General features: G+C 43.6%; 18 protein-coding genes and 1 pseudogene. 7 read left to right on the top strand and 12 right to left on the bottom strand.

Annotated elements, in window-relative coordinates:
- Position 1: 1 nt before the first annotated feature.
- The 6 genes from paaF to paaA are packed head-to-tail and all read right to left on the bottom strand — an operon-like array spanning position 2 to position 4,395.
- Positions 2–775 carry a 2,3-dehydroadipyl-CoA hydratase PaaF gene (gene paaF, locus AC4IFO_RS09730; protein ID WP_219245335.1) on the bottom strand — a complete coding sequence of 258 codons (774 nt, stop codon included), beginning with the start codon at positions 773–775 and terminating at the stop codon, positions 2–4.
- Positions 776–783: 8 nt separating this feature from the next.
- The gene (gene paaE / locus AC4IFO_RS09725; protein WP_490733865.1) at positions 784–1,842 is read right to left on the bottom strand and encodes a 1,2-phenylacetyl-CoA epoxidase subunit PaaE; all 1,059 of its coding nucleotides are present in this window, start codon (positions 1,840–1,842) and stop codon (positions 784–786) included.
- 10 nt (positions 1,843–1,852) lie between these two features.
- On the bottom strand, positions 1,853–2,362 hold the full coding sequence (paaD, locus tag AC4IFO_RS09720) for a 1,2-phenylacetyl-CoA epoxidase subunit PaaD (RefSeq protein WP_490733863.1): 510 nt from the start codon (positions 2,360–2,362) through the stop codon (positions 1,853–1,855).
- A gap of 4 nt (positions 2,363–2,366) precedes the next feature.
- Positions 2,367–3,125: a 1,2-phenylacetyl-CoA epoxidase subunit PaaC gene (gene paaC, locus AC4IFO_RS09715; protein ID WP_490733861.1), complete on the bottom strand. Its 759-nt coding sequence runs from the start codon at positions 3,123–3,125 to the stop codon at positions 2,367–2,369.
- Between the two features lie 10 nt (positions 3,126–3,135).
- Positions 3,136–3,423, bottom strand: coding sequence for a 1,2-phenylacetyl-CoA epoxidase subunit PaaB (gene paaB / locus AC4IFO_RS09710; RefSeq protein WP_490733859.1), 288 nt, complete (start codon positions 3,421–3,423; stop codon positions 3,136–3,138).
- 33 nt (positions 3,424–3,456) lie between these two features.
- Positions 3,457–4,395, bottom strand: a complete 939-nt coding sequence (paaA, locus tag AC4IFO_RS09705) for a 1,2-phenylacetyl-CoA epoxidase subunit PaaA (RefSeq protein ID WP_490733857.1) — start codon at positions 4,393–4,395, stop codon at positions 3,457–3,459.
- Positions 4,396–4,717: 322 nt separating this feature from the next.
- On the opposite strand from paaA, the gene paaZ reads away from it, so the two are divergent.
- On the top strand, positions 4,718–6,781 hold the full coding sequence (paaZ, locus tag AC4IFO_RS09700) for a phenylacetic acid degradation bifunctional protein PaaZ (protein WP_490733855.1): 2,064 nt from the start codon (positions 4,718–4,720) through the stop codon (positions 6,779–6,781).
- An 89-nt stretch (positions 6,782–6,870) separates the two neighbouring features.
- Positions 6,871–7,641: pseudogene (locus tag AC4IFO_RS09695) on the top strand (class I SAM-dependent methyltransferase); the annotation flags it as partial.
- 4 nt (positions 7,642–7,645) lie between these two features.
- On the opposite strand, the gene AC4IFO_RS09690 reads toward AC4IFO_RS09695, so the two are convergent.
- From AC4IFO_RS09690 to proP, 3 genes are read right to left on the bottom strand one after another with little or no spacing between them, the layout of a single operon-like run.
- On the bottom strand, positions 7,646–7,957 hold the full coding sequence (locus AC4IFO_RS09690) for a monooxygenase (RefSeq protein ID WP_490733853.1): 312 nt from the start codon (positions 7,955–7,957) through the stop codon (positions 7,646–7,648).
- A 60-nt stretch (positions 7,958–8,017) separates the two neighbouring features.
- On the bottom strand, positions 8,018–9,466 hold the full coding sequence (phrB, locus tag AC4IFO_RS09685; protein WP_490733851.1) for a deoxyribodipyrimidine photo-lyase: 1,449 nt from the start codon (positions 9,464–9,466) through the stop codon (positions 8,018–8,020).
- 16 nt (positions 9,467–9,482) lie between these two features.
- Positions 9,483–10,985, bottom strand: a complete 1,503-nt coding sequence (gene proP, locus AC4IFO_RS09680; protein ID WP_490733849.1) for a glycine betaine/L-proline transporter ProP — start codon at positions 10,983–10,985, stop codon at positions 9,483–9,485.
- A gap of 495 nt (positions 10,986–11,480) precedes the next feature.
- Here proP and AC4IFO_RS09675 point away from each other — a divergent pair, with 495 nt between their 5' ends.
- The gene (locus AC4IFO_RS09675) at positions 11,481–12,440 is read left to right on the top strand and encodes a 3-oxoacyl-ACP synthase III family protein (protein WP_490733847.1); all 960 of its coding nucleotides are present in this window, start codon (positions 11,481–11,483) and stop codon (positions 12,438–12,440) included.
- A gap of 340 nt (positions 12,441–12,780) precedes the next feature.
- A complete protein-coding gene (gene poxB / locus AC4IFO_RS09670; protein ID WP_490733845.1) occupies positions 12,781–14,505 on the top strand; it encodes a ubiquinone-dependent pyruvate dehydrogenase in 1,725 nt (574 codons plus the stop codon).
- 65 nt (positions 14,506–14,570) lie between these two features.
- Here the strand turns inward: poxB and AC4IFO_RS09665 are convergent, their stop codons facing one another.
- Positions 14,571–15,470: a DNA-3-methyladenine glycosylase family protein gene (locus tag AC4IFO_RS09665; protein WP_490733843.1), complete on the bottom strand. Its 900-nt coding sequence runs from the start codon at positions 15,468–15,470 to the stop codon at positions 14,571–14,573.
- Between the two features lie 149 nt (positions 15,471–15,619).
- On the opposite strand from AC4IFO_RS09665, the gene AC4IFO_RS09660 reads away from it, so the two are divergent.
- Genes AC4IFO_RS09660 through AC4IFO_RS09650 form a run of 3 tightly spaced genes read left to right on the top strand, consistent with a single transcriptional unit; the run spans position 15,620 to position 17,039 of the window.
- A complete protein-coding gene (locus tag AC4IFO_RS09660) occupies positions 15,620–16,129 on the top strand; it encodes a DUF2569 domain-containing protein (RefSeq protein WP_490733841.1) in 510 nt (169 codons plus the stop codon).
- A gap of 22 nt (positions 16,130–16,151) precedes the next feature.
- Positions 16,152–16,514, top strand: coding sequence for a DUF488 domain-containing protein (locus tag AC4IFO_RS09655; RefSeq protein WP_490733839.1), 363 nt, complete (start codon positions 16,152–16,154; stop codon positions 16,512–16,514).
- On the top strand, positions 16,515–17,039 hold the full coding sequence (locus tag AC4IFO_RS09650) for a DUF2569 family protein (protein WP_490733837.1): 525 nt from the start codon (positions 16,515–16,517) through the stop codon (positions 17,037–17,039). It begins immediately after the preceding gene.
- Positions 17,040–17,074: 35 nt separating this feature from the next.
- Here AC4IFO_RS09650 and AC4IFO_RS09645 read toward each other — a convergent pair whose 3' ends face one another.
- Positions 17,075–18,646, bottom strand: a complete 1,572-nt coding sequence (locus tag AC4IFO_RS09645; protein WP_490733835.1) for an ATP-binding cassette domain-containing protein — start codon at positions 18,644–18,646, stop codon at positions 17,075–17,077.
- 285 nt (positions 18,647–18,931) lie between these two features.
- Positions 18,932–20,422, bottom strand: coding sequence for a glycerol-3-phosphate dehydrogenase (gene glpD / locus AC4IFO_RS09640; RefSeq protein WP_490733833.1), 1,491 nt, complete (start codon positions 20,420–20,422; stop codon positions 18,932–18,934).
- Between the last annotated feature and the right edge of the window lie 60 nt (positions 20,423–20,482).

The raw sequence follows: 20,482 nt of genomic DNA, 5'->3' as shown, positions 1-20,482 counted from the left end.
GTTATTGTCCTGTAAACTGAGGTGGGCGTTTTTCGAAGAAAGCATCGATCCCTTCTTGGCGATCTTGCGTACCAGCTAAGGCCACAAAATATTGACGTTCTAGCTGTAACCCCTCAGTAAGGTGGCTATCTTGGGCGTGAACTAAGGCGGCCTTTGCTGCGCGCACAGCTAAAGGTGCGTGGGTTGCAATACGTTGCGCAAGCTGCTGAGCGCGTTCGAGAACCAAATCATCGACACAAATTTCACTGACTAACCCCGCTTGGAGTGCGCGTTTAGCATTAATCGATTCCCCTGTTAGTACCATTTGCATAGCTAAAGACTTGCCTACTGCACGGATCAAACGTTGCGTACCGCCCGCCCCGGGCATTAAACCGAGGGTAATTTCGGGCAACCCAAAACGGGTGGATTCTCCAGCAATCACCATGTCACTGGCGAGGAGCAGTTCGAAGCCCGCTCCAAGTGCATACCCATTGGCGGCAGCGATAATGGGTTTTGATATCATGGATAAACGACGCCACACTTGAGGGCGTTTATCTATCATCGCACTGGCGATAGTTTGCTGTTGTAGCTCTTTAAGATCCGCGCCTGCTGCAAAGAATCGCGGGTTGCCAGTGATTACTATCGCACCAATTTGCGCATTGTTATCAGCCGCTTCAAGGTGTTGTACCAGGAGTTCAAGGCACGGTGTGCTGAGTGCGTTGCGCACTTCGGGGCGGTTCAACGTTAGGGTGAGAACGCGCTGGTTTTGTTGAGATAAAATCCACGGATTTTCCATTACGCTTCCTATACGTCAAAGTCTAAAACAACGCCATCGCCCTTCGGCCATGCTTGGCAACTTAAGATGTACCCATCGGCGATTTGGTCTGGTTCGAGGCTGTAGTTGACGCCCATTTCCACTTCCCCTGAGCGCAATTTGCATTTACAAGTTGCGCACACGCCCCCTTTACATGCGTATGGCAGGTCGGCACCTTGGCGCAATGCGGCATCTAAAATGCTGTCATCTTGGCTGTCCATGCTGATATCCAAAGTGCGGCCATCAAGGTGAATGCTCACTTGGCGTGTTTCATTAGACTTCGCTGAAGTCGGTTTAAATTTTGCCCCTGATGTGTTGAAGCGCTCAGTGTGAACGAATTCTTTTGGCATACCGTAATTGACAAGGGTGTCATGCACTTCATCCATCATGCTTTCAGGACCACAGATAAACGCACGGTCAAATTGTTTGAAATTTAACAATGTATTGCCTAATGCAGAAAGCTGCTGTTGGCTAATACGACCGCTAAGAAGTTCGCTATCTTGAGGTTCTTGGCTAAAGAGATAAAGTACTTGAAAACGCGCAGCAAAACGGTTTTTTAAGTCCGCAATATTTTCTTTAAACATCACTGAACGGCTATTACTATTGCCATAAATCAACACAAAGTGGCTTTTAGGCTCGGTTTGCAATGTGGCTTTAATGATGGAAAGCAAAGGGGTGATCCCAGAGCCTGCGGCAACGGCGAGGTAATGCGCATGGGTATGTGTTTCAGGCTGGTAACCAAACTGCCCCTGCGGGATCATCACATCAAGGCTATCGCCGACATTCAGTTGTTGATTGATAAAATTGGAAAATCGCCCTTCATAAATAGCTTTTACACCAATTTTTAGTGTCTCTTCGTCGGGTGAGCTGCAAATGGAGTAGCAGCGGCGCAAATTTTCACCATTAATGGCGGCTTTTAAGGTGAGGTGTTGCCCTGGGCGATAGCGATATTGTTCGCGCAAGGCGTCAGGAACATTGAACGTCACCGCAACGGCGTCAGGGGTGTCACGCTCAATGGCGGCAATACTTAAACGATGAAATACAGTCATATGAATGCCCCTAAATACATTTAAAGTAATCAAACGGCTCTAAGCATTCGGTGCATTTATATAATGCTTTGCATGCTGTTGAACCAAATTCACTAATTTTTTCTGTTTGTTCGCTATCACAGCGTGGGCAGCGTATCGCCCCTTTGTGTTCAGGGTGTTCGCAAGCGGTGCCTTGTGGTGGTGCGATACCAAACTCGCGTAAGCGCTTTTTGGCATCTTGATTCATCCAGTCGGTTGTCCATGCGGGGGTTAACACCACTTCGATATCAATCTGTTCAAAGCCTGCATCACCCAAAACTGTTTTAATTTCATTGATTAAAAACTCGGTGGCTGGGCAACCTGAATACGTAGGTGTAAAAAGAACTTTCCAACCTTGATTGTTTGGGAGCACATTGCGGATCATGCCAAGATCAGTAATAGAGAGTGCAGGCAGCTCAGGATCGGGAATTTGATGCAGCTGTTGCCAGATCTGATGAACTTGGGGTGATTGAAGCTCGCTTAATTGCAGTCTCTGTTCCATTGCATCACCACTGGCTATTTGGGTAAGCGCGTTGCATAAATTGCAATTGCGTTAAGAGCAGGCCAAGATGCTCTGTGTGGCTGCCTTGCTTGCCCCCTAAACGGTAGGCGTCTTTTTCAGGCACGCTGAGTGTGGCATCTTCAAAGGTTTCAGTGATGGTAGTTAACCATGTGTCTTTCAACGAACGCGGGTCTACAGCGAAACCTGCTTCACTGAGGGTAATTTCAATGTTATCCGCGTGGAAAAGCTCACCTGTAAAGCGCCATAATTCATTGATGGAGTGTTGAATTCGTCGGTGGCTTTCCGCTGTGCCATCCCCTAAACGGATCATCCAATTACGGCTAAAACGGAGGTGGTAAATAGCCTCTTTGAGGGATTTCTCTGCAATAGCCGAAAGCTGTTCATCGCGGCTGTGGATCAGGGCTTCATACAATGGAACGTGATAAGCATCCATAAAGAACTGGCGCACTAAGGTGTCACCAAAGTCATTATTAGGTTGCTCAACGAGTAACAGATTGCTGAATTCTCGTTCGTCGCGCAGAAAAGCCAGTTTGTCTTCATCACAGTCAGCGCCTTTTAACTGGGCAGCGTAGCTTAAAAAATTGCGGGCTTGCCCCAGCAAATCAAGGCCAATATTGGAGAGTGCGAGGTCGAGTTCAATTTCAGGTGCATGTCCACACCACTCACACAAGCGCTGAGCCAGAATTAAGGGTGAGTCACCGAGGCGTAATGCGTAATGATGGAGCTGTTCTTGTTGGTTCATGGACAGCTCCTTACATGTTCTTAATACCATCAGGGATGGTATAAAACGTCGGGTGGCGGTAAACCTTGGTGTCGGCGGGGTCAAAGAATGTGCTTTTATCTTCTGGCTGCGATGCAATTAAATGCACCGCTTTGATGACCCAAATGGAGCACCCTTCGCTGCGTCGGGTATAGGCATCGCGGGCGTTCTCTAACGCCATTTGATCGTCTGCCGCATGTAAACTTCCTACATGGCGGTGTGCTAAACCCTGTTTACTGCGAACAAAAACTTCATATAAAGGCCAATCTTGGTTACTCATGGTATTTTCCTTTTTTGGGCATCGGTCAGTCATTTAAGCTGCGGATTTCACCGCTTTTTGCTTGTGGCTATGTGCCATGGCACCTTCACGCACCCATGCGCCGTCTTCCCAGCCTTTGCGCTTTGCACTCAGGCGTTCATGGTTACAAATGCCGTTACCTTTAATCACTTGGTAAAACTCTGCCCAGTCAATTTCTCCAAAGCGGTAGTGACCCAACTCATCATCCCAAGCTAAATCAGGATCAGGGATGGTCATACCGAGTGCTTCGACTTGTGGAACTGTGTTGTCGACAAACTTTTGGCGTAGCTCGTCATTGCTGAAGCGTTTGATTTTCCACGCCATACTTTGAGCACTGTGCGGGGAATCAGAGTCATTAGGACCAAACATGGTTAGAACAGGCCACCAGAAGCGGTTTATCGCATCTTGCAGCATGGCCCTTTGTTCATCAGTCCCTTGTGCCAGTGCCATAACCGCCTCATAGCCTTGGCGTTGGTGGAAGCTTTCTTCCTTACAAATTTTCACCATGGCACGTGCATAAGGGCCGTATGAAGCGCGGCACAGCGCCACTTGGTTCACAATTGCGGCGCCATCTACTAGCCAGCCAACGACCCCGACATCCGCCCAATTCAGCGTGGGGTAATTAAAAATGGAGGAGTACTTCATTTTTTCATCAAGCAGCTTTTGATAGATATCTTGGCGAGAGCAGCCAAGGGTCTCCGCAGCGCTGTAGAGGTATAAACCGTGGCCTGCTTCATCTTGAATTTTGGCCAGTAATATCGCTTTACGACGTAGTGTGGGTGCCCGTGTTAGCCAGTTGGCTTCTGGAAGCATCCCCACGACTTCAGAGTGAGCATGTTGACCTATTTGGCGGATAAGATTCTGTCGGTAAGCATCGGGCATCCAATCCTTGGGTTCGATGGAAATATCTGCTTCGATTTTGGCTTCGAAGCTAGCCTGATTTATATCGCTCATTGATTTTTCCATTAAGTGATTCGTAATTTTTATTTAAAATCAAAATATCGAATCATGTTTATTTAACATCAATGCTAGAAACTGTTAACAAAAAGATCAATATTCATTAACTTGATTTTGCGATTCACTTCACAAGGTTTTAAATTAAATTAAATAAAATCAATTAAATAAAAATACTTTATTTTATGTGGGTTTAGTAGGAAAGGGATTTCACAACGAATTTGTTCTTAATTTGTTAAATTTAAATTAGCAACTATGATTATTTTTATGATACATATTTAACTATCAATTTTATTTATTGCCTTTGTTTCTGGAGACGGATATGCAGCATTTAACAAGTTACATTATGGGGAAGTGGGTACAGGGTAAGGGTAAAGAGCGGACGATTTACCATGCACTTACCAACCAAGCTTTATATGCAGTGACAACAGAAGGGCTCCCGTTATCTGAGAGTTTGGCCTATGGGCGAAATGTGGGGGGCGAAACGTTGTCTGCGATGACATTTCAGCAGCGGGGCCAGATGCTAAAAGCGGTCGCCAAGTATTTGTTGGAACATAAAGCTGAGCTTTATGCGATTTCTGCACAAACTGGGGCAACAAAAGCAGATAGTTGGGTGGATATTGAAGGGGGAATTGGAACGTTATTCGCTTATTCAGGGCTAGCAAGTAGAGAGCTCCCCGATGACACTATTTGGCCAGAAGGCGATATGGTTCCACTGTCTAAGCAGGGGCAGTTTATTGGTCACCATATTTTGACATCCCGCCGTGGTGTGGCTTTGCATATTAATGCGTTTAATTTTCCTTGCTGGGGAATGTTAGAAAAGCTAGCCCCCACATGGTTGGCGGGTATGCCTGCCATCATTAAACCCGCTACGGCATCAGCCCAAGTTACCCAAGCAATGGTGAAATTGATGACCGACAGCGGTCTTGTCCCTGAAGGGGCTATTCAGTTGGTTTGTGGTGGTGTCGGGGATATGTTTGATTATCTTGATTTTGAGGACGTAGTCACGTTCACGGGATCAGCCCCAATAGGGCATATGCTTAAGTCACACGCTCGTATTATTGACAAATCGGTACCTTTCACCATGGAAGCCGACTCGCTGAACTGTGCGATCTTAGGTCATGATGTTCAACCTGAACAGCCAGAATTTACGTTGTTTATCAAAGAAGTTGCCCGCGAGATGACCGCGAAAGCAGGGCAGAAATGTACGGCAATCCGCCGTATTATCGTGCCGAAAAATCAACTAGAAAATGTTAAACAAGCACTACTCAAACGCTTATCAGGTATCACCGTGGGAGACCCTGCTGTTGATGGGGTTCGCATGGGAGCGTTGATTAATTTAGAACAGCGGCAAGATGTGCAAGATAAGGTGGATTATCTGTGTAGCAATGGCTGTGAAGTGCTCTGTGGTGGGCAGTTTGAACAACTAGAAGTGATCGGTGCGGATAGTCAAAACGGGGCATTTTACCCTCCCACACTCTTGTATTGTGCAGAGCCGTTTAAATCTTCAGCCGTTCATGAAACCGAGGCTTTTGGCCCAGTTTCCACACTAATGAGTTACGAAAATCTTGAGCAAGCGGTACAGCTTGCCATTTTAGGGGGCGGCAGTCTTGCAGGTACATTAGTGACCGCGGATGCGCAAGTGGCTCAATCGGTGATCCGTGCGAGTGCGCGAGCGCATGGGCGTATGTTGGTGCTAAATGAGGCATCAGCAGTCGAGTCTACGGGGCATGGTTCGCCATTGCCACTTTTAGTACATGGAGGACCTGGGCGTGCAGGTGGTGGGGAGGAACTTGGTGGGTTGAGAGCTGTGAAGCATTATATGCAGCGCACAGCGATTCAAGCTAGCCCATCGATGTTAACCGCTATCAACCAGCAGTGGCTCCGTGGTGCAGATACCGTAGCTGATGTAGTCCATCCTTTTAGAAAACATTTTGAAGACTTAGTGATTGGCGATACTTTGCTTACCGCAAGGCGCACCGTCACAGAAGCAGATATTGCAAACTTCGCTTGCTTAAGTGGAGATAATTTCTATGTTCACGTGGACAAAATCGGTGCGGCACAATCCCTGTTTGGTGAGCGTATTGCACACGGGTATTTTGTCGTTTCAGCGGCAGCAGGCTTGTTCGTTGATGCGGGTGTTGGGCCCGTTATTGCGAATTACGGGATGGAAAACTTGCGTTTTATTGAGCCTGTCAAAATCGGCGATACCATCCAAGTTCGCCTAACGTGCAAGAAAAAGATTAAAAAACCGCAAAAAATCACAGAAGATAAACCGAATGGTGTCGTTGAATGGGATGTGCAAGTCTTCAACCAAGATGATACTGCTGTAGCGCTTTATAGCATTTTGACGCTGGTGGAACGTCGTCAAGGGGACTTCCATTAATCAATAATTGCTATAAATTTCTGGTGAACAAATAGGTGCTTTTTCAATCATTTTCTGTTGTGATGGGGAAATGACCAACGAAATGTAAGGAAACAGAGATGAAAACGCACCATCAAGCGGTTTATCAACAATTTGATGAGCAAGCCAATGCCTATTTAACCAGTGCAGTCCATGCCCAAGGTGAGGACTTACTCGCCTTGCAGCAGCGACTACAGGGTTGTCAGGATGAAAATATCCTTGATCTCGGTTGTGGTGCAGGGCATGCGAGTTTTTGTGCGGCGCCACAGGTGAAATCGGTCACTGCATATGATCTGTCTGACTCTATGCTGAGTGTTGTGGCGAAGAGTGCACAGGAGCGCCAGTTAACCAATATAACGACTTGCAAAGGCACGGCTGAGCAATTACCGTTTGCGGACAATCATTTTGATCGGGTGATTAGCCGCTATTCTGCACACCATTGGCATGATGTTGAAAAAGCGCTGCGTGAGGTTCACCGAGTCCTGAAAGTTGGTGGGAAAGGTATTTTTATCGATGTTATCTCGCCGGGCCATCCATTATTGGATATTTACCTGCAAACCGTTGAAGTGCTAAGAGATACGTCGCATATTCGTGATTATTCCGCAGGGGAATGGTCTGGAATGTTTAATAATGCAGGGCTATTTGTTAGTGCAGTGCAAAGTTTCCGTTTACCCCTTGAATTTACCAGTTGGGTCGAGCGGATGCGAACGCCACAACCATTGGTTGAGGCTATTCGCCAATTCCAAAATACACTGAGTGATGAAGCAAAACAGCATTTTGCAGTACAAGCAGATGGGTCATTTACCTCTGATGTAATGCTGTTTGAGTTTCATCGTCAATAAGCTATTATTTCGCAATAAACTGCGCTTGGTTAAGTTGGCTGAGCGCAGTATTCACTGCAAAAATCTCACCCCGGACATCAGGTACACCAAAGGCTTTTAAACGCGCGCTATGTTTGGTTAAGTAAGCTTTTGCCTCTAACTCAGAAGCAAACAGGTAAACACCGCCTGCCATTTGGGTTTGTTGGTTTTCAGTCCAAATTTTCCAGATAAAACCGGGTTCTTGGTTGATTGACTCAGCTAAGTCATTCATTGCTGCTGTCATTTCTTCGCCCCATGGGCCTTGGTATGGGAAGTCTACCTGTAAAATTACGCTCATTGATTGTATCTCCTTATCATTAGGCTTGCATAATAACCATTAACACAAATAATAACTTTGCTATTTATCGTATTTAAGACTATTGCGTTTACCTGCTTCAAAGGCTTCCAGTGTGTTTAAACGCGCTTGTTTGTGATCAACGATAGGCATAGGGTAATCAATGGTTGTATTATTTTCTTCTGCCCATTCATGAGGGGTATGGATAAATTTATCAGGGATATCACCTAATTCGGGGAGCCAATGGCGAATAAATGAGCCTTGTGCATCAAACTTTTTCCCTTGTGTGGTGGGGTTGAAAATACGAAACCATGGGGAGGCATCCACACCGGTAGAGGCAGACCATTGCCAGCCACCATTATTGGCCGCTAAAGTCCCATCAATGAGCTGGGTCATAAAGTATTTTTCCCCTTTTCGCCAATCGATGAGCAAATCTTTGACTAAGAAGCTCGCTACAATCATTCGTAACCGATTATGCATCCAGCCAGTGGTATTCAGTTGTCGCATCGCTGCATCAACAATTGGGTAACCCGTTTGCCCGCTTTTCCATGCCTCGAAATCAGTAGGTGAATCATTCCAATGAATATGTTGCGTCCATTGAATAAAGGGCTGGTGACGGCACAGGTGAGGAAATGCCACTAAAAGATGGGTATAAAATTCACGCCAAACCAGTTCGTTTAGCCAAGTAAAGGCGCCACTATCAGGGTAGTCAAGAACCTGTGGGTTTTCAGCTTGTAAGCGATTGAAGCACTGGCGAGGTGATAGCACCCCAACAGCGAGATATGGTGATAACTGGCTGGTGCCATCAATGGAGGGAAAATCTCTATCATGTTGGTAGTCTGCAACTTTTTGAGCGCAGAACTGCCTGAGCTGCTTTAAAGCGGCTTGTTCGCCCGCTGGGAAAGATTGCCCGATTTCTTGATGCTCATGGGGAAATAGCGGCGAGCTTGTCTCAATCCTTAATGGTTTTGAACGTTTGTCTGGTGCGCGTAATGAACGACAATCGGTGACGGTGAGTTGGGTGAGAAAAGCACGGCGAAATGGGGTATAAACTTGGTACATTTCGCCTTTTTGGTTTGTTACTGCGCCGGGGGGAAGTAACAACGCATCATCAAAAGCATGGATATGCATTGGTGGTGCGTGTTCTATCAGCCATTCATCGCGCTTTTTTTCATTCCATTCATACTGCCGATTGAAAAACAGGGCATCGGCCTGCTGTTCTTTGGCGTAATCCAGCACCCATGTAGCGGCATCGGCAAAACTTGCGGCAGTATGGCAAATAAGTGGAATGCCTAGTTGCGCAAGGGAGTGCTGTAATTCCACCAAATTTTGGTGAATAAAGGCGATTTGCCGCGCAGAAACATCGTGTTGTTGCCATTGCTCTGGTGTTGCGGTGTAGAGGGCGATGACATTGGCCTGCGGATCAGCGCAGGCCGAGGAAAGCGCTTTGTTATCGGTGACGCGTAAATCATGACGAAACCAAACAAGATGACAAACTTGCTTTGCTGCCATCGCTTTCCTCCTAGGGCTAGTCTAATTTAGGATGCTGATTAATTAACGACTGGCGTTTTTTCTCAAGCTCAGCAATTTGTTGGTCAATATCTTCAACTCTTTGCTCAATATTGTCAAAGTGCTCACTTAAGATTTCCTTCGCTTCTGCTTTATCCGATGCTGCTGGCGTCGCACCACGCAATGGCTTGTTTGCGGTTTCTGGCATGCGAATACCCGTGTATAAACCAATTAATGCAATCACCATCAAGTAATAGGCTGGCATATATAAATCCGTGGTGGATTCAACTAACCAAGCTGCAACGGTTGGTGTCGCACCCGCAATTAATACCGAAATATTAAAGGCGATGGCTAAGGCACTATAACGAATATGTGTCGGGAAAATGGCTGGTAAAATTGATGCCATGACCCCAGTAAAACAGTTTAGTAATACCGCTAGGATCAGCAATCCGACAAAAATTAACCCAACTGAGCCGCTGTTAATTAGCATAAAAGCAGGGTAAGCCAGTAGAACTAAACCGACACTACCGATGATGACAAACGGACGGCGGCCTATTTTGTCGCTGGTTAAGCCAATCACAGGCTGAACAAACAGCATCCCAATCATAATGGCGATAATAATCAACACACCATGGTCAGTTGAATAATTCAGGTTATGTGATAAATAACTTGGCATATAAGTCAGCAGCATGTAATACGTGACGTTAGTCGCAATCACTAAGCCCACACAAATTAATAAACTTTTCCAATATTTAGATGCCACTTCGCGTACGGAAACTTTTGGCGGATTTTGGATATTCGCCTTATCTTGTTTTTCCAGTGATTCAATGTGCTGTTGGAAAGCAGGGGTTTCTTCAAGGGAATGACGTAGATACAACCCAATGATCCCTAAAGGTAAGGCTAAGAAGAATGGAATTCTCCAGCCCCAATCATGGAAGTTCGCCTCCCCAACAATACTGGAAATCAGGACAACCACGCCAGCACCTAGTACGAAGCCAGCAATAGAACCAAAGTCTAACCAGCTTCCCATAAAACCACGTTTACGGTCGGGGGAATACTCGGCAACAAAGATTGCAGCTCCTGAATATTCACCACCCACAGAGAAGCCCTGAGCTAATTTGGCAACCAATAACAAGATGGGTGCCCAGATACCAATGCTGTCATAAGACGGGATAAGGCCGATACAGAAGGTACTTATCGCCATAATGATGATGGTCATCGACAACACTTTTTGTCGGCCATATTTATCGCCTAAGACACCAAATACCACGCCCCCTAACGGTCTGACTAAAAAGGGAACGGAGAATGTAGCAAGTGCAGCAATCATCTGAACGCTCGGTGATGCGTCTGGAAAGAAAACTTGACCTAAGACGTAGGCTAAGAAGCCGTATACACCAAAATCAAACCATTCCATCGCATTACCCAGTGAAGCAGCGGTAATTGCTTTTTTTAATTTACCATCATCAATGATTGTAATGTCATTAATATTTAAGGGTTTTTCTTTTTTCTTCTTGAACTTCATAAAACCATCCTCTTATTTGAATTTTAACAACGAGATAAATCGCATTTAAGGTGTGGGTTTTCATACTTCAATAACGTGAAAATCTTATTATTTAGAATAGACGCTGTATGAATATTTGATAAGTGTTAAGTGTTTATAGTAGTGATACTAAATAATGGAGCGATACAGCAGAGATAGAGGAAAAATAGGGAATGTTTTTTTTAAATAAAGCAAAGTAACCACCTGAAAATAACTAAACAAGTCACCTATAATACATTAAAATCTTGAAAATGTAAAATTGGCGGACTTTCATTCGGAGTTAATGGATTGTTTAGCGTTTTATTTCAGATTGTTAGATTTATACCAATATGTTATTTCTATCGATAATATACTAAATGAATAAGTCGATTTATTGATTGTAAATTTGTTAATAATCAATCGATTACATTTAATTTTTTCCAAATTCTTCTATGCTGAATATTCTATGGGTTTTGGGAGAATAATATGAATACGTCAGTGAAAATATCTGCAATTAATGTTTATCACCCGTCAGGGGTTAGAAATAATGATTATTTCATTGTGAAACACCCAGAAATAAAAAATATAGCGAAGATGTTAGAGTCATTCGGCTGTGATAAACGTTATATTGCGGATCCGGCAAGTGAAAATGTCTTAACGATGTCAATTAAAGCAGCAAAGCCTATTATCCAAGATGATGACATCGATATTATTCTTTTTGCATCCACGACGATTGAATATATTTCCCCCATTCATGCTATTCACCTGCATGGAGAATTAGATATTCAGCATAGTTGTGTATGTATAGATATGAACAGTAATTGTTTGGGGATGATAACGATATTTGAGCAAGCCGCAATGATGTTAAAATCTAAAGCATCTTATCGTAAGGCATTAATTGTCGCTTCTGATTTTTTATCTCGTTTTACTAATCCAAATGAATTAGTGCCCAATGCCTTAATGGGGGATGCCGCTGTTGCTATAGTACTGGAGAAGACGGAGGATAATTCAGGCGCTGGATTAATTGATAGCATGTATTTTACGGATAGTCAGTTTGTGGACACTATTGTCTACCCCCGCTATGGCGTTTCGCAATCTACAAATATGAAGACAGAAAAGCTTTATTGGAATAACTTTACGGGCGCTCAAAGTTTAGATTTTGCTATCGAGGGCATTAAATATCAACTCGAAAAACACCATCTTCAATTACAAGATATTAGTTGTTTTTTCTTCTCCCAATTATCAAAAGGAGGTATTAGTACAATAAAAAAAGGATTAAATATCTCTTGGGATAATATTGAGTATATAGGTGATGAATATGGTTACACAGGTGTAAATAGCCCATTTGTTGCCTATGCGAGTCGTTTGAAAAAAGGGTTACTTCATGATGGTGACTTGATTATTTTCTGGTCATTAGGTGCAGGTTATCAAACGGGTGTTTTGTTGTGGAAAGTATAACGTGATCATTTGGAAATTGATTGGATAATTATATCGTTCATTTTACGATGTTCTTATTATGTTGATTAATATTAACAATAAACTCTTAATTTATTCCGTTATTGTCATCTTCTTTTGATAATAACGGAGGATTGTGTTGTTCTCTTTTATAATGGATTTGATAAGTAGGAATGAATAATTGACTTGGTTACAATCAAATAAATGATTGCAAATAAGTTTGATAATCAGAGAGAACGTTAAGATTCGAAATGAATTTTACCGAATTTCTAAAAAAGTGCGTGTGGTATTTTAGCAAACGACAATATTGCACGTATGACCTCCGACTGAGAAGAGTGCCATTATGAAAAAACAGAGTGTTGCATCCTATATTGCGAAAGTACTTGATAATGCTGGAGTTAAACGTATTTGGGGCGTTACTGGAGATTCATTGAATGGCTTAACCGACAGCTTGCGCCGCCAAGGGGCAATTGAATGGTTAGGCACTCGCCATGAGGAAGTAGCTGCATTTGCCGCAGGCTCAGAGGCTCAGCTTACTGGAAAACTGGCCGTTTGCGCAGGGTCTTGTGGGCCAGGGAATATGCACCTTATCAATGGATTATATGACTGCCACCGTAACCGAGTGCCTGTGTTGGCGATTGCTGCGCATATACCATCCAGTGAAATTGGCAGTAATTATTTCCAAGAAACTCACCCAACAGAACTCTTTCGTGAATGCAGTCACTACTGCGAAATGGTCTCTAACCCTGAGCAAATTCAACAGGTGCTCGGTATTGCAATGCGTAAAGCTATTTTGAATAAAGGGGTATCTGTTGTTGTTATTCCGGGGGATATTGCATTAAAAGACGCACCTGAAACCGCCAAAGACACATGGTATCAGCCCCAAGCGCCGTTGGTTATGCCGCAACGTTCAGAAATCGAACAATTAGCGCAAGCGCTGAATGAATCTAAAAATGTCACATTATTCTGTGGTAATGGCTGCGCAGGCGCACATGATGAAGTGATCAAACTCGCCGAAACGTTAAAAGCCCCTGTCGTTCACGCACTGCGCGGTAAAGAACACATTGAATGGGATAACCCATACAGTGTCGGGATGACAGGTTTAATCGGTTTTTCATCGGGTTACCATGCAATGATGAATGCCGATACCGTTGTGTTGCTTGGAACACAATTCCCATACCGTCCTTTCTATCCAAATGATGCGAAAATTATTCAAATTGATATTAATGCAGGTAGCTTAGGGTCTCACTGCCATATTGATATGGGCCTGATTGGCGATATTAAAGCGACTCTAGACGCTTTGCAGCCGCACCTGCAGGCTAAACAAGATAATAAACATCTTGAGAGCGCGTTGAAACATTACGAGGAAGCGCGTAAAGGGTTAGACGACCTCGCAAAACCGGGTCATGAAGGATTAATCCATCCGCAGTACTTAGCAACTAAAATTAGTGAACTGGCCGACGATGATGCAATCTTCACTTGCGATGTAGGAACACCAACCGTGTGGGCTGCACGTTATTTGAAAATGAATGGTAAACGTCGTTTAATCGGTTCGTTTAATCATGGTTCAATGGCAAATGCGATGCCACAAGCCATTGGTGCTCAAGCGGTTGATAAAAAACGCCAAGTAGTTGCCATGTGTGGTGATGGTGGGTTCAGCATGTTAATGGGGGATTTTATTTCTCTCTCACAAATGCAGCTACCAGTTAAAATTATTATTCATAATAATGGTGTACTGGGCTTCGTTGCGATGGAAATGAAGGTCGCGGGTTTTTTAACTGCTGGAACAGATTTGCAGAACCCGAATTTTGCGGCGATTGCGAATGCAGCGGGTATTAAAGGTATTCGAGTCGAAAAAAGTGAAGACCTCGACGGTGCACTTAAAGAGGCCTTTGCCCACGATGGCCCTGTGGTGGTGGATGTTTTAACCGCAAAACAAGAGCTTTCAATGCCACCTGAAATTGCTGCGCAAGAAGCAAAAGGTTTTAGTTTGTATATGTTAAAAGCCATTATGAGCGGTCGCGGTGATGAAGTCGTTCAATTGGTGAAAACTAACTGGCTGCGTTAAGACGGGTTGTTAGTTAAGCAAGGAGCCCAATCAATTGGTTGGGCTTTTCAGTTTATAGTTATAATTCAATACCCTGCGGCAGACTGGCTGCGCCATAAATGAGCTGCGACGAGCGCTCGCCATGGTGAAAATTGCATCAACCATTTTTCTGTTTCTTTCGCTGTTGGCTGCTCTTGACTGGCTAATAATGTTTGCAAGTTACGTCTTACAGCCACATCACCATGCAAAGAGCCATCGAGATAATTAAAGCCTCGCAAGAGAGCATAACTGACCGTCCAAGGGCCAATCCCTTTAATTTTGAGCAGTTGCTCTGTAAGCTCATCAGCATTGTCATGGGTGACTTGTACTGATAAATCAATCTGTTGGTTTTTAATTGCTTCGCATAGCGCCCTGAGTGCAACAATTTTCCCTAATGAAAAACCTGTTTGTCGGAGAGTATCATCACTGACTAAATCCACTTGTTGGATATCAGGAAAGCACCAAATCCCCGATGAATGCTGTATGCCCACAGCCTGTATAAATCGCCGGCGGATTGCGATAGCGGCATGGACACTAATTTGCTGCCCAATAATTGCCCAAACTAAGGCTTCGAAAGCATTAGAGGATTGATAAATTCTTAGTCCTTTTTGTTTTTCAATAAGTTGTCCAAGCACTGGGTCTGTTAGGTAAAGCGTTTCAAATTCATTAACGGGTTGATGTAAGCCCAATAAGTGTTTCCCAAGGGCGCTGAGTTCTGTTTCAGTGGGGGAGATATTGGAAGAATCAATATCCAAAGAAATTGTTGCATACTGATTTTCTATCGCTAACTGAATGTTGGCAGGACAATTTTGCCAGATTAGGCCTTTTTGCAAACAATTATCGACAACAATCTCCGCCACATTTTGTTGGTCTCTTAAGTGAAAGGCAAAAAAGTCCTCAGAGCGATAAGGTTGTGGGAGCGGTAAATTAACAGTAAATGTTTGCATTATGATGACCTTATAAGATTTTTCTTTAATCCCAATATATTGTGTATTGATGCATTAGGTAACTCATATTTTAGTGAACAAGTATGTTATCTTAATAAGATTGATTATTTCGTAAATGACATGGCGTTTATATTTAATAAGGAAGTGAAATGAAAACTGAAGATTGCAGTTCATCTCATAACCCGCCAATCCCTTCTAAGCCTGTACCTGAATTAACAGGGATTGGTGGTTGGCTAATTTTGCCTATGTTAGGGATTGTGCTATCCATTATTATTCTCCCATTTGCGATTTATGGGCAAAATATTCAGGTTATTGAGTATTGGGATGAGTTAACCAACCCTCAATTTGATACATTCATTCCCTTGTTTAAAGAACTTATTTATTTTGAGCTTTTAGGGAATGCGATTCTATACGCTTTATTACTTTTCTTGTGTTATGTCTTTTTTACGAAGAAAAAGCTCACGATTAAAATTTACATTTTCTTCCAGCTATTTGCTTTAGTGTTGACGGTTTCAGATATTATACTGGCAGGCACATTATTAGATTTAGAGGTTGAAGCGTCAGATATTCGCGATATTCTTCGTGCTCTGATTGGCTGCGCAATTTGGATACCGTATTTTTTGGTTTCTAAGCGTGTAAAAAATACTTTTGTGAATTAAATACCGTCATAGAGGTGAAGTGATGATTTATTGCAAAAGAGTGTACGACCCGACAACTGAAAATGATGGTTACCGTGTTTTGGTCGACAGGCTGTGGCCCAGAGGAATTAAAAAAGCTGATTTACAGTGTGATGAGTGGAACAAAGAGGTCGCTCCTTCTAACGAACTACGTAAGTGGTTCCATCAACATACCGACCAATTCGAGCAATTTGTGCAGCAATATCATGAAGAATTAAATAATACGCAGGCGTGGAAAGCGTTAGTTGCACAGGCGCAACGAGGCAACTTGACGCTATTGTATAGCGCAAAAAATACAGAACATAATCAAGCGATTGTACTCAAAGAATACATTGAAGAGAAAATACAGGATAAAAAGGTTCGTTAAATGGAGAATTCTCAACCCACTGTTCAATTAGAGCAGGTTGCCGCTCAAGTCGTCCCACAACCTGCGCCGAAAAAATCGCTTGAAGGGCTAGGGGGTTGGTTGATTTGGCCAGTCATTGGGCTGTTTTATATGTTGTATAAAATGGTCATGATGCTAATGCAAGACATCACCCAAGTGAAAACAGTGTGGCCGCTTGCCACGCAGGTTGATTCCGACTTTTATGTGTCAGGGTTTTCAACGGCTTATTACCTGTTACAAACGGGTTATGGGGTAATCATTGCATTACTATTGTGGAACTTTATCGCGGCAGTTAAATGGAAAAAAAGTGCTAAGTGGTTATTTATCATAACCATGTTGTTGTACACCTTGATGGTGTTTGCTTCTCGCTTTGTCTTCCCTTATGCATTCGGCATGGAAATCAATTACTCAAATGTTATCACTGCAATTAATGGCAGTTTCTATTGTGTGTTATGGATACCGTACCTTTTAGTCTCTAACCGCGTCAAAAACACGTTTATTCGCTAAAAATGAACCGCCTTTCTTGAAGGCGGCTCATCATTCTACTCACGAGAAAGATTCAATGTATGGGTAATATTGCAGCGCTCAATAAAGACGTCATCATGGGAAACCAGTAGCAATGTACCTTGGTAATTACTTAATAAATTCTCCAGTAACTGCTTCGATTCTAAATCCAGATGGTTATCTGGTTCGTCGAGTAACAAAATCGCCGGTGGGTTTGGGCTATGGGTCAGGGCTAATAATGTAGCTTTGAGCTGTTCGCCGCCGCTCAGTTGCTGTAATGGCAACAAGGATTTATCACCCCGGATCCGCAACATTCCCAGTTGTGTTCGCCACTGCTCAACAGTAAATGAGGGTTGGTATTGATGTAGGGCCTCGCCAACTGGTAGCGTTTTATCGAGCAAGTTTAAGTGTTGATCTAAATAACAAAAATGGCCACTTAAACGAGATTCACCTGATTGAGCGTGGAGATGCCCCGCAAGTACCTTGAGTAAAGTGGATTTGCCACAACCATTATCACCTTGAATATGCCAATGTTCCCCACTGTATATGGTGAATGACAGCGGTGATAAATGGCCATAGGGTAAGCAAAGATCTGAAGCGAAAACTGTCACTTTTTTCCCCTCGCTCTGGTAGTCAATGATCATTTTTTGCTGCTTAGTATGGTGTATTTTCTCTTGATTTTCTTGTTGTTGGCCTTGCAAGTTATCCATCACTCGCTGATGTCGGTCGGCAACATTAGACTGCCTTTTTTCCGCACGGTTTTTCTGCATATCGAGTAGCAATAAGGATTGAGAACCACCATAACGGATTTTTTCTCCCTGCTTTTTTCGCTGAGCGGCCTTTTGCAACGTGGCCTGTTGCTGCTTTTTCTCTTGGTTAATGCGCTTTTCTAAACGCTCAGCTTGAGCATCAATTGCGGCAATTTCGAAATTTTTCTGAGTGTCATATAACCCATAATTCCCTCCGTATTCTTGCAAGCCTTTCTCGGTGAGTTCAAAAATTGTGTCCATTTCATTTAACAGTGCTCGGTTATGAGAGATAACAAGGCTACCAGCTCGGTGCTCAGTCAGTTTTTGGCTTAGCCACTGACGGCTAGTTGCATCCAAATGGTTATCTGGTTCATCAAGCAGTAAGAAGCTATCTTGCTGTAAAAAGGCACGGCATAGGGCAAGGCGTGTGCGTTCGCCCCCGCTAAGATGGGCGATAGGGGTGTCCATCGAAATGGGTAACCGAGCGGAATCCAATAAACTTTGCCATTGAGATGGTAAATGCCATTTGTCGTCTACTTGCTCAAAATCGCGCTGTGAGCCATTACCTGATTCAATGCGAGAAAAAGCATGATACAGCTCCGTAATACCTAAAGCATCGATCAGCGTTTCGCCTGTTAAGCGGGTGAGCTGATTAATATGGATAAAGGGCATATTCCAATGCACACTCCCCTGCGTAGGCGGTAGAACTTGAGCAAGCAGCTTCATAAGCACCGATTTACCTCGCCCATTATGACCAATTAAGGCATTTTTTTGGCAAGATAACGTTCCGCTTAAAGGGGGGAATAGGGGCGTTTGGTTAAATTCGATATTCAGTTGTGAAAAGTGACACGCAATTGTCATAGGCACCTCCAAAAATAAAGAGTGCAGACAACGTCGTTGACTTATCAAGAAGCGTCGATGAATAGCGTTGCCTGCCAGGAACAGAAAAATGAATACCAAAGTGGTATTGGAAAATATTTTCTGGCAGTGCTTAATTCATCGTAGGGAGTACCTGCTAAGTTAAGTGATAGGATAAAAGACGAGCACATTATAGGCAAAGAAAATCAATTTAAGCAACCTATAGGCTTTAAATATAAAAAAGCCAGTCATTTGACTGGCTTTGTACTAACAACGAGATTTTTACGATTATGCAGAGGTATGCTCTGACAACCATTGTGCAATGCGCTGTTTTTCTGAATCATTCAGCCACATGCCCAATTTAGTACGACGCCAGATGGCATCATCTAATTCTGTTACCCACTCATTTTTCACTAAGTAACGCAGTTCGGCTTCATAGACGTTGGCACCGAATGATTCTCCAAGATCGCTGAGCGAATTTGCGCCTTCTAAAATGAGTTTGCTGTTACTGCCGTAAGTTCTTGCATAACGCAGCGCAATGCCTTCTGGAAGCCATTGATAATGTTGACGTAATACACGTGCATAACCATCACGGTCACAACCTTCTATATCACCACCCGGTAATTGACCATTTTTAGTCCACGGGCTACCTGCGTTCGGGTAGTAGGTGGCCAGTTTGTTCACAGCGGCTTCAGCTAATTTACGATAAGTAGTTAATTTACCACCGAATACAGACAGTAACGGTGCTTGCCCTTGCTCATCGTGAATATCTAATGTGTAGTCACGGGTAATCGCTTGTGGTGAGTCAGACTCATCATCACACAATGGGCGAACCCCTGAGTAATCCCATACCACATCTTCAACCGTTAACTGTTTTTTGAAGTGGTCGTTATACACTTTAAGCAAATAGCTAACTTCTTTATCATCAATCTTGACGTCTTTTGGATCGCCTTTGTATTCCACATCCGTTGTACCGATGATTGAGAACTCATCCATCCATGGAATAACAAAGACAATGCGGTTATCTTCGTTTTGCAGGATGTAAGCTTGCGGTTCATCGTGAGCACGTGGAACAACAATATGGCTACCTTTGATTAAGCGAATACCGTATGGCGATTTTAATTTCAAACCATCGTCAAAGAATTCTTTTACCCATGGACCCGTCGCATTAACCAGTCCTTTCGCTTTCCAAGTATGAGTTTCGCCCGTACGTAAGTCTTGTGCTTCAACGACCCATAAGCCATTTTCACGATAAGCACGCGTTACTTTTGTGCGAGTACGAACTTCACCATTCTTACGTACCACTTCTTGAGCGTTTAGAACAACTAAACGCGCATCATCAACCCAACAGTCAGAGTATTCAAACCCTTTGGTTAATTCAGGTTTCAGGACAGAGTTCTGGTTGAACTTTAAGCTTTTGCTACTTGGTAGGCTTACACGTTTACCTAAATGGTCATAAAGGAACAGGCCAATACGGATCATCCAAGCTGGGCGTAAATGAGGTTGGTGTGGTAAACGAAAGCGCATTGGAAACGCAATATGCGGTGCCAGTCGTAATAGGACTTCGCGCTCAGCCAGTGCTTCACTGACTAATCTGAATTCATAATGTTCGAGGTAGCGTAAGCCACCGTGGATCAGCTTTGAACTCGCTGATGAGGTTGCACTCGCTAAGTCTTGAGCTTCGAGCAGCAATACCGATAATCCACGACCTGCAGCATCAGCTGCAATACCAGCGCCGTTGATCCCGCCGCCGATGACAATCAAGTCTTTAGTTTCCATGCATCCCCCTGAGATGTTCGAAACACTTTCAATAATGTTCGTTTTCGCTCATTTGATTGT

Source organism: Providencia sp. UF-224, from assembly GCF_058245955.1.
This window is presented reverse-complemented; position numbering and strand designations above follow the sequence as displayed.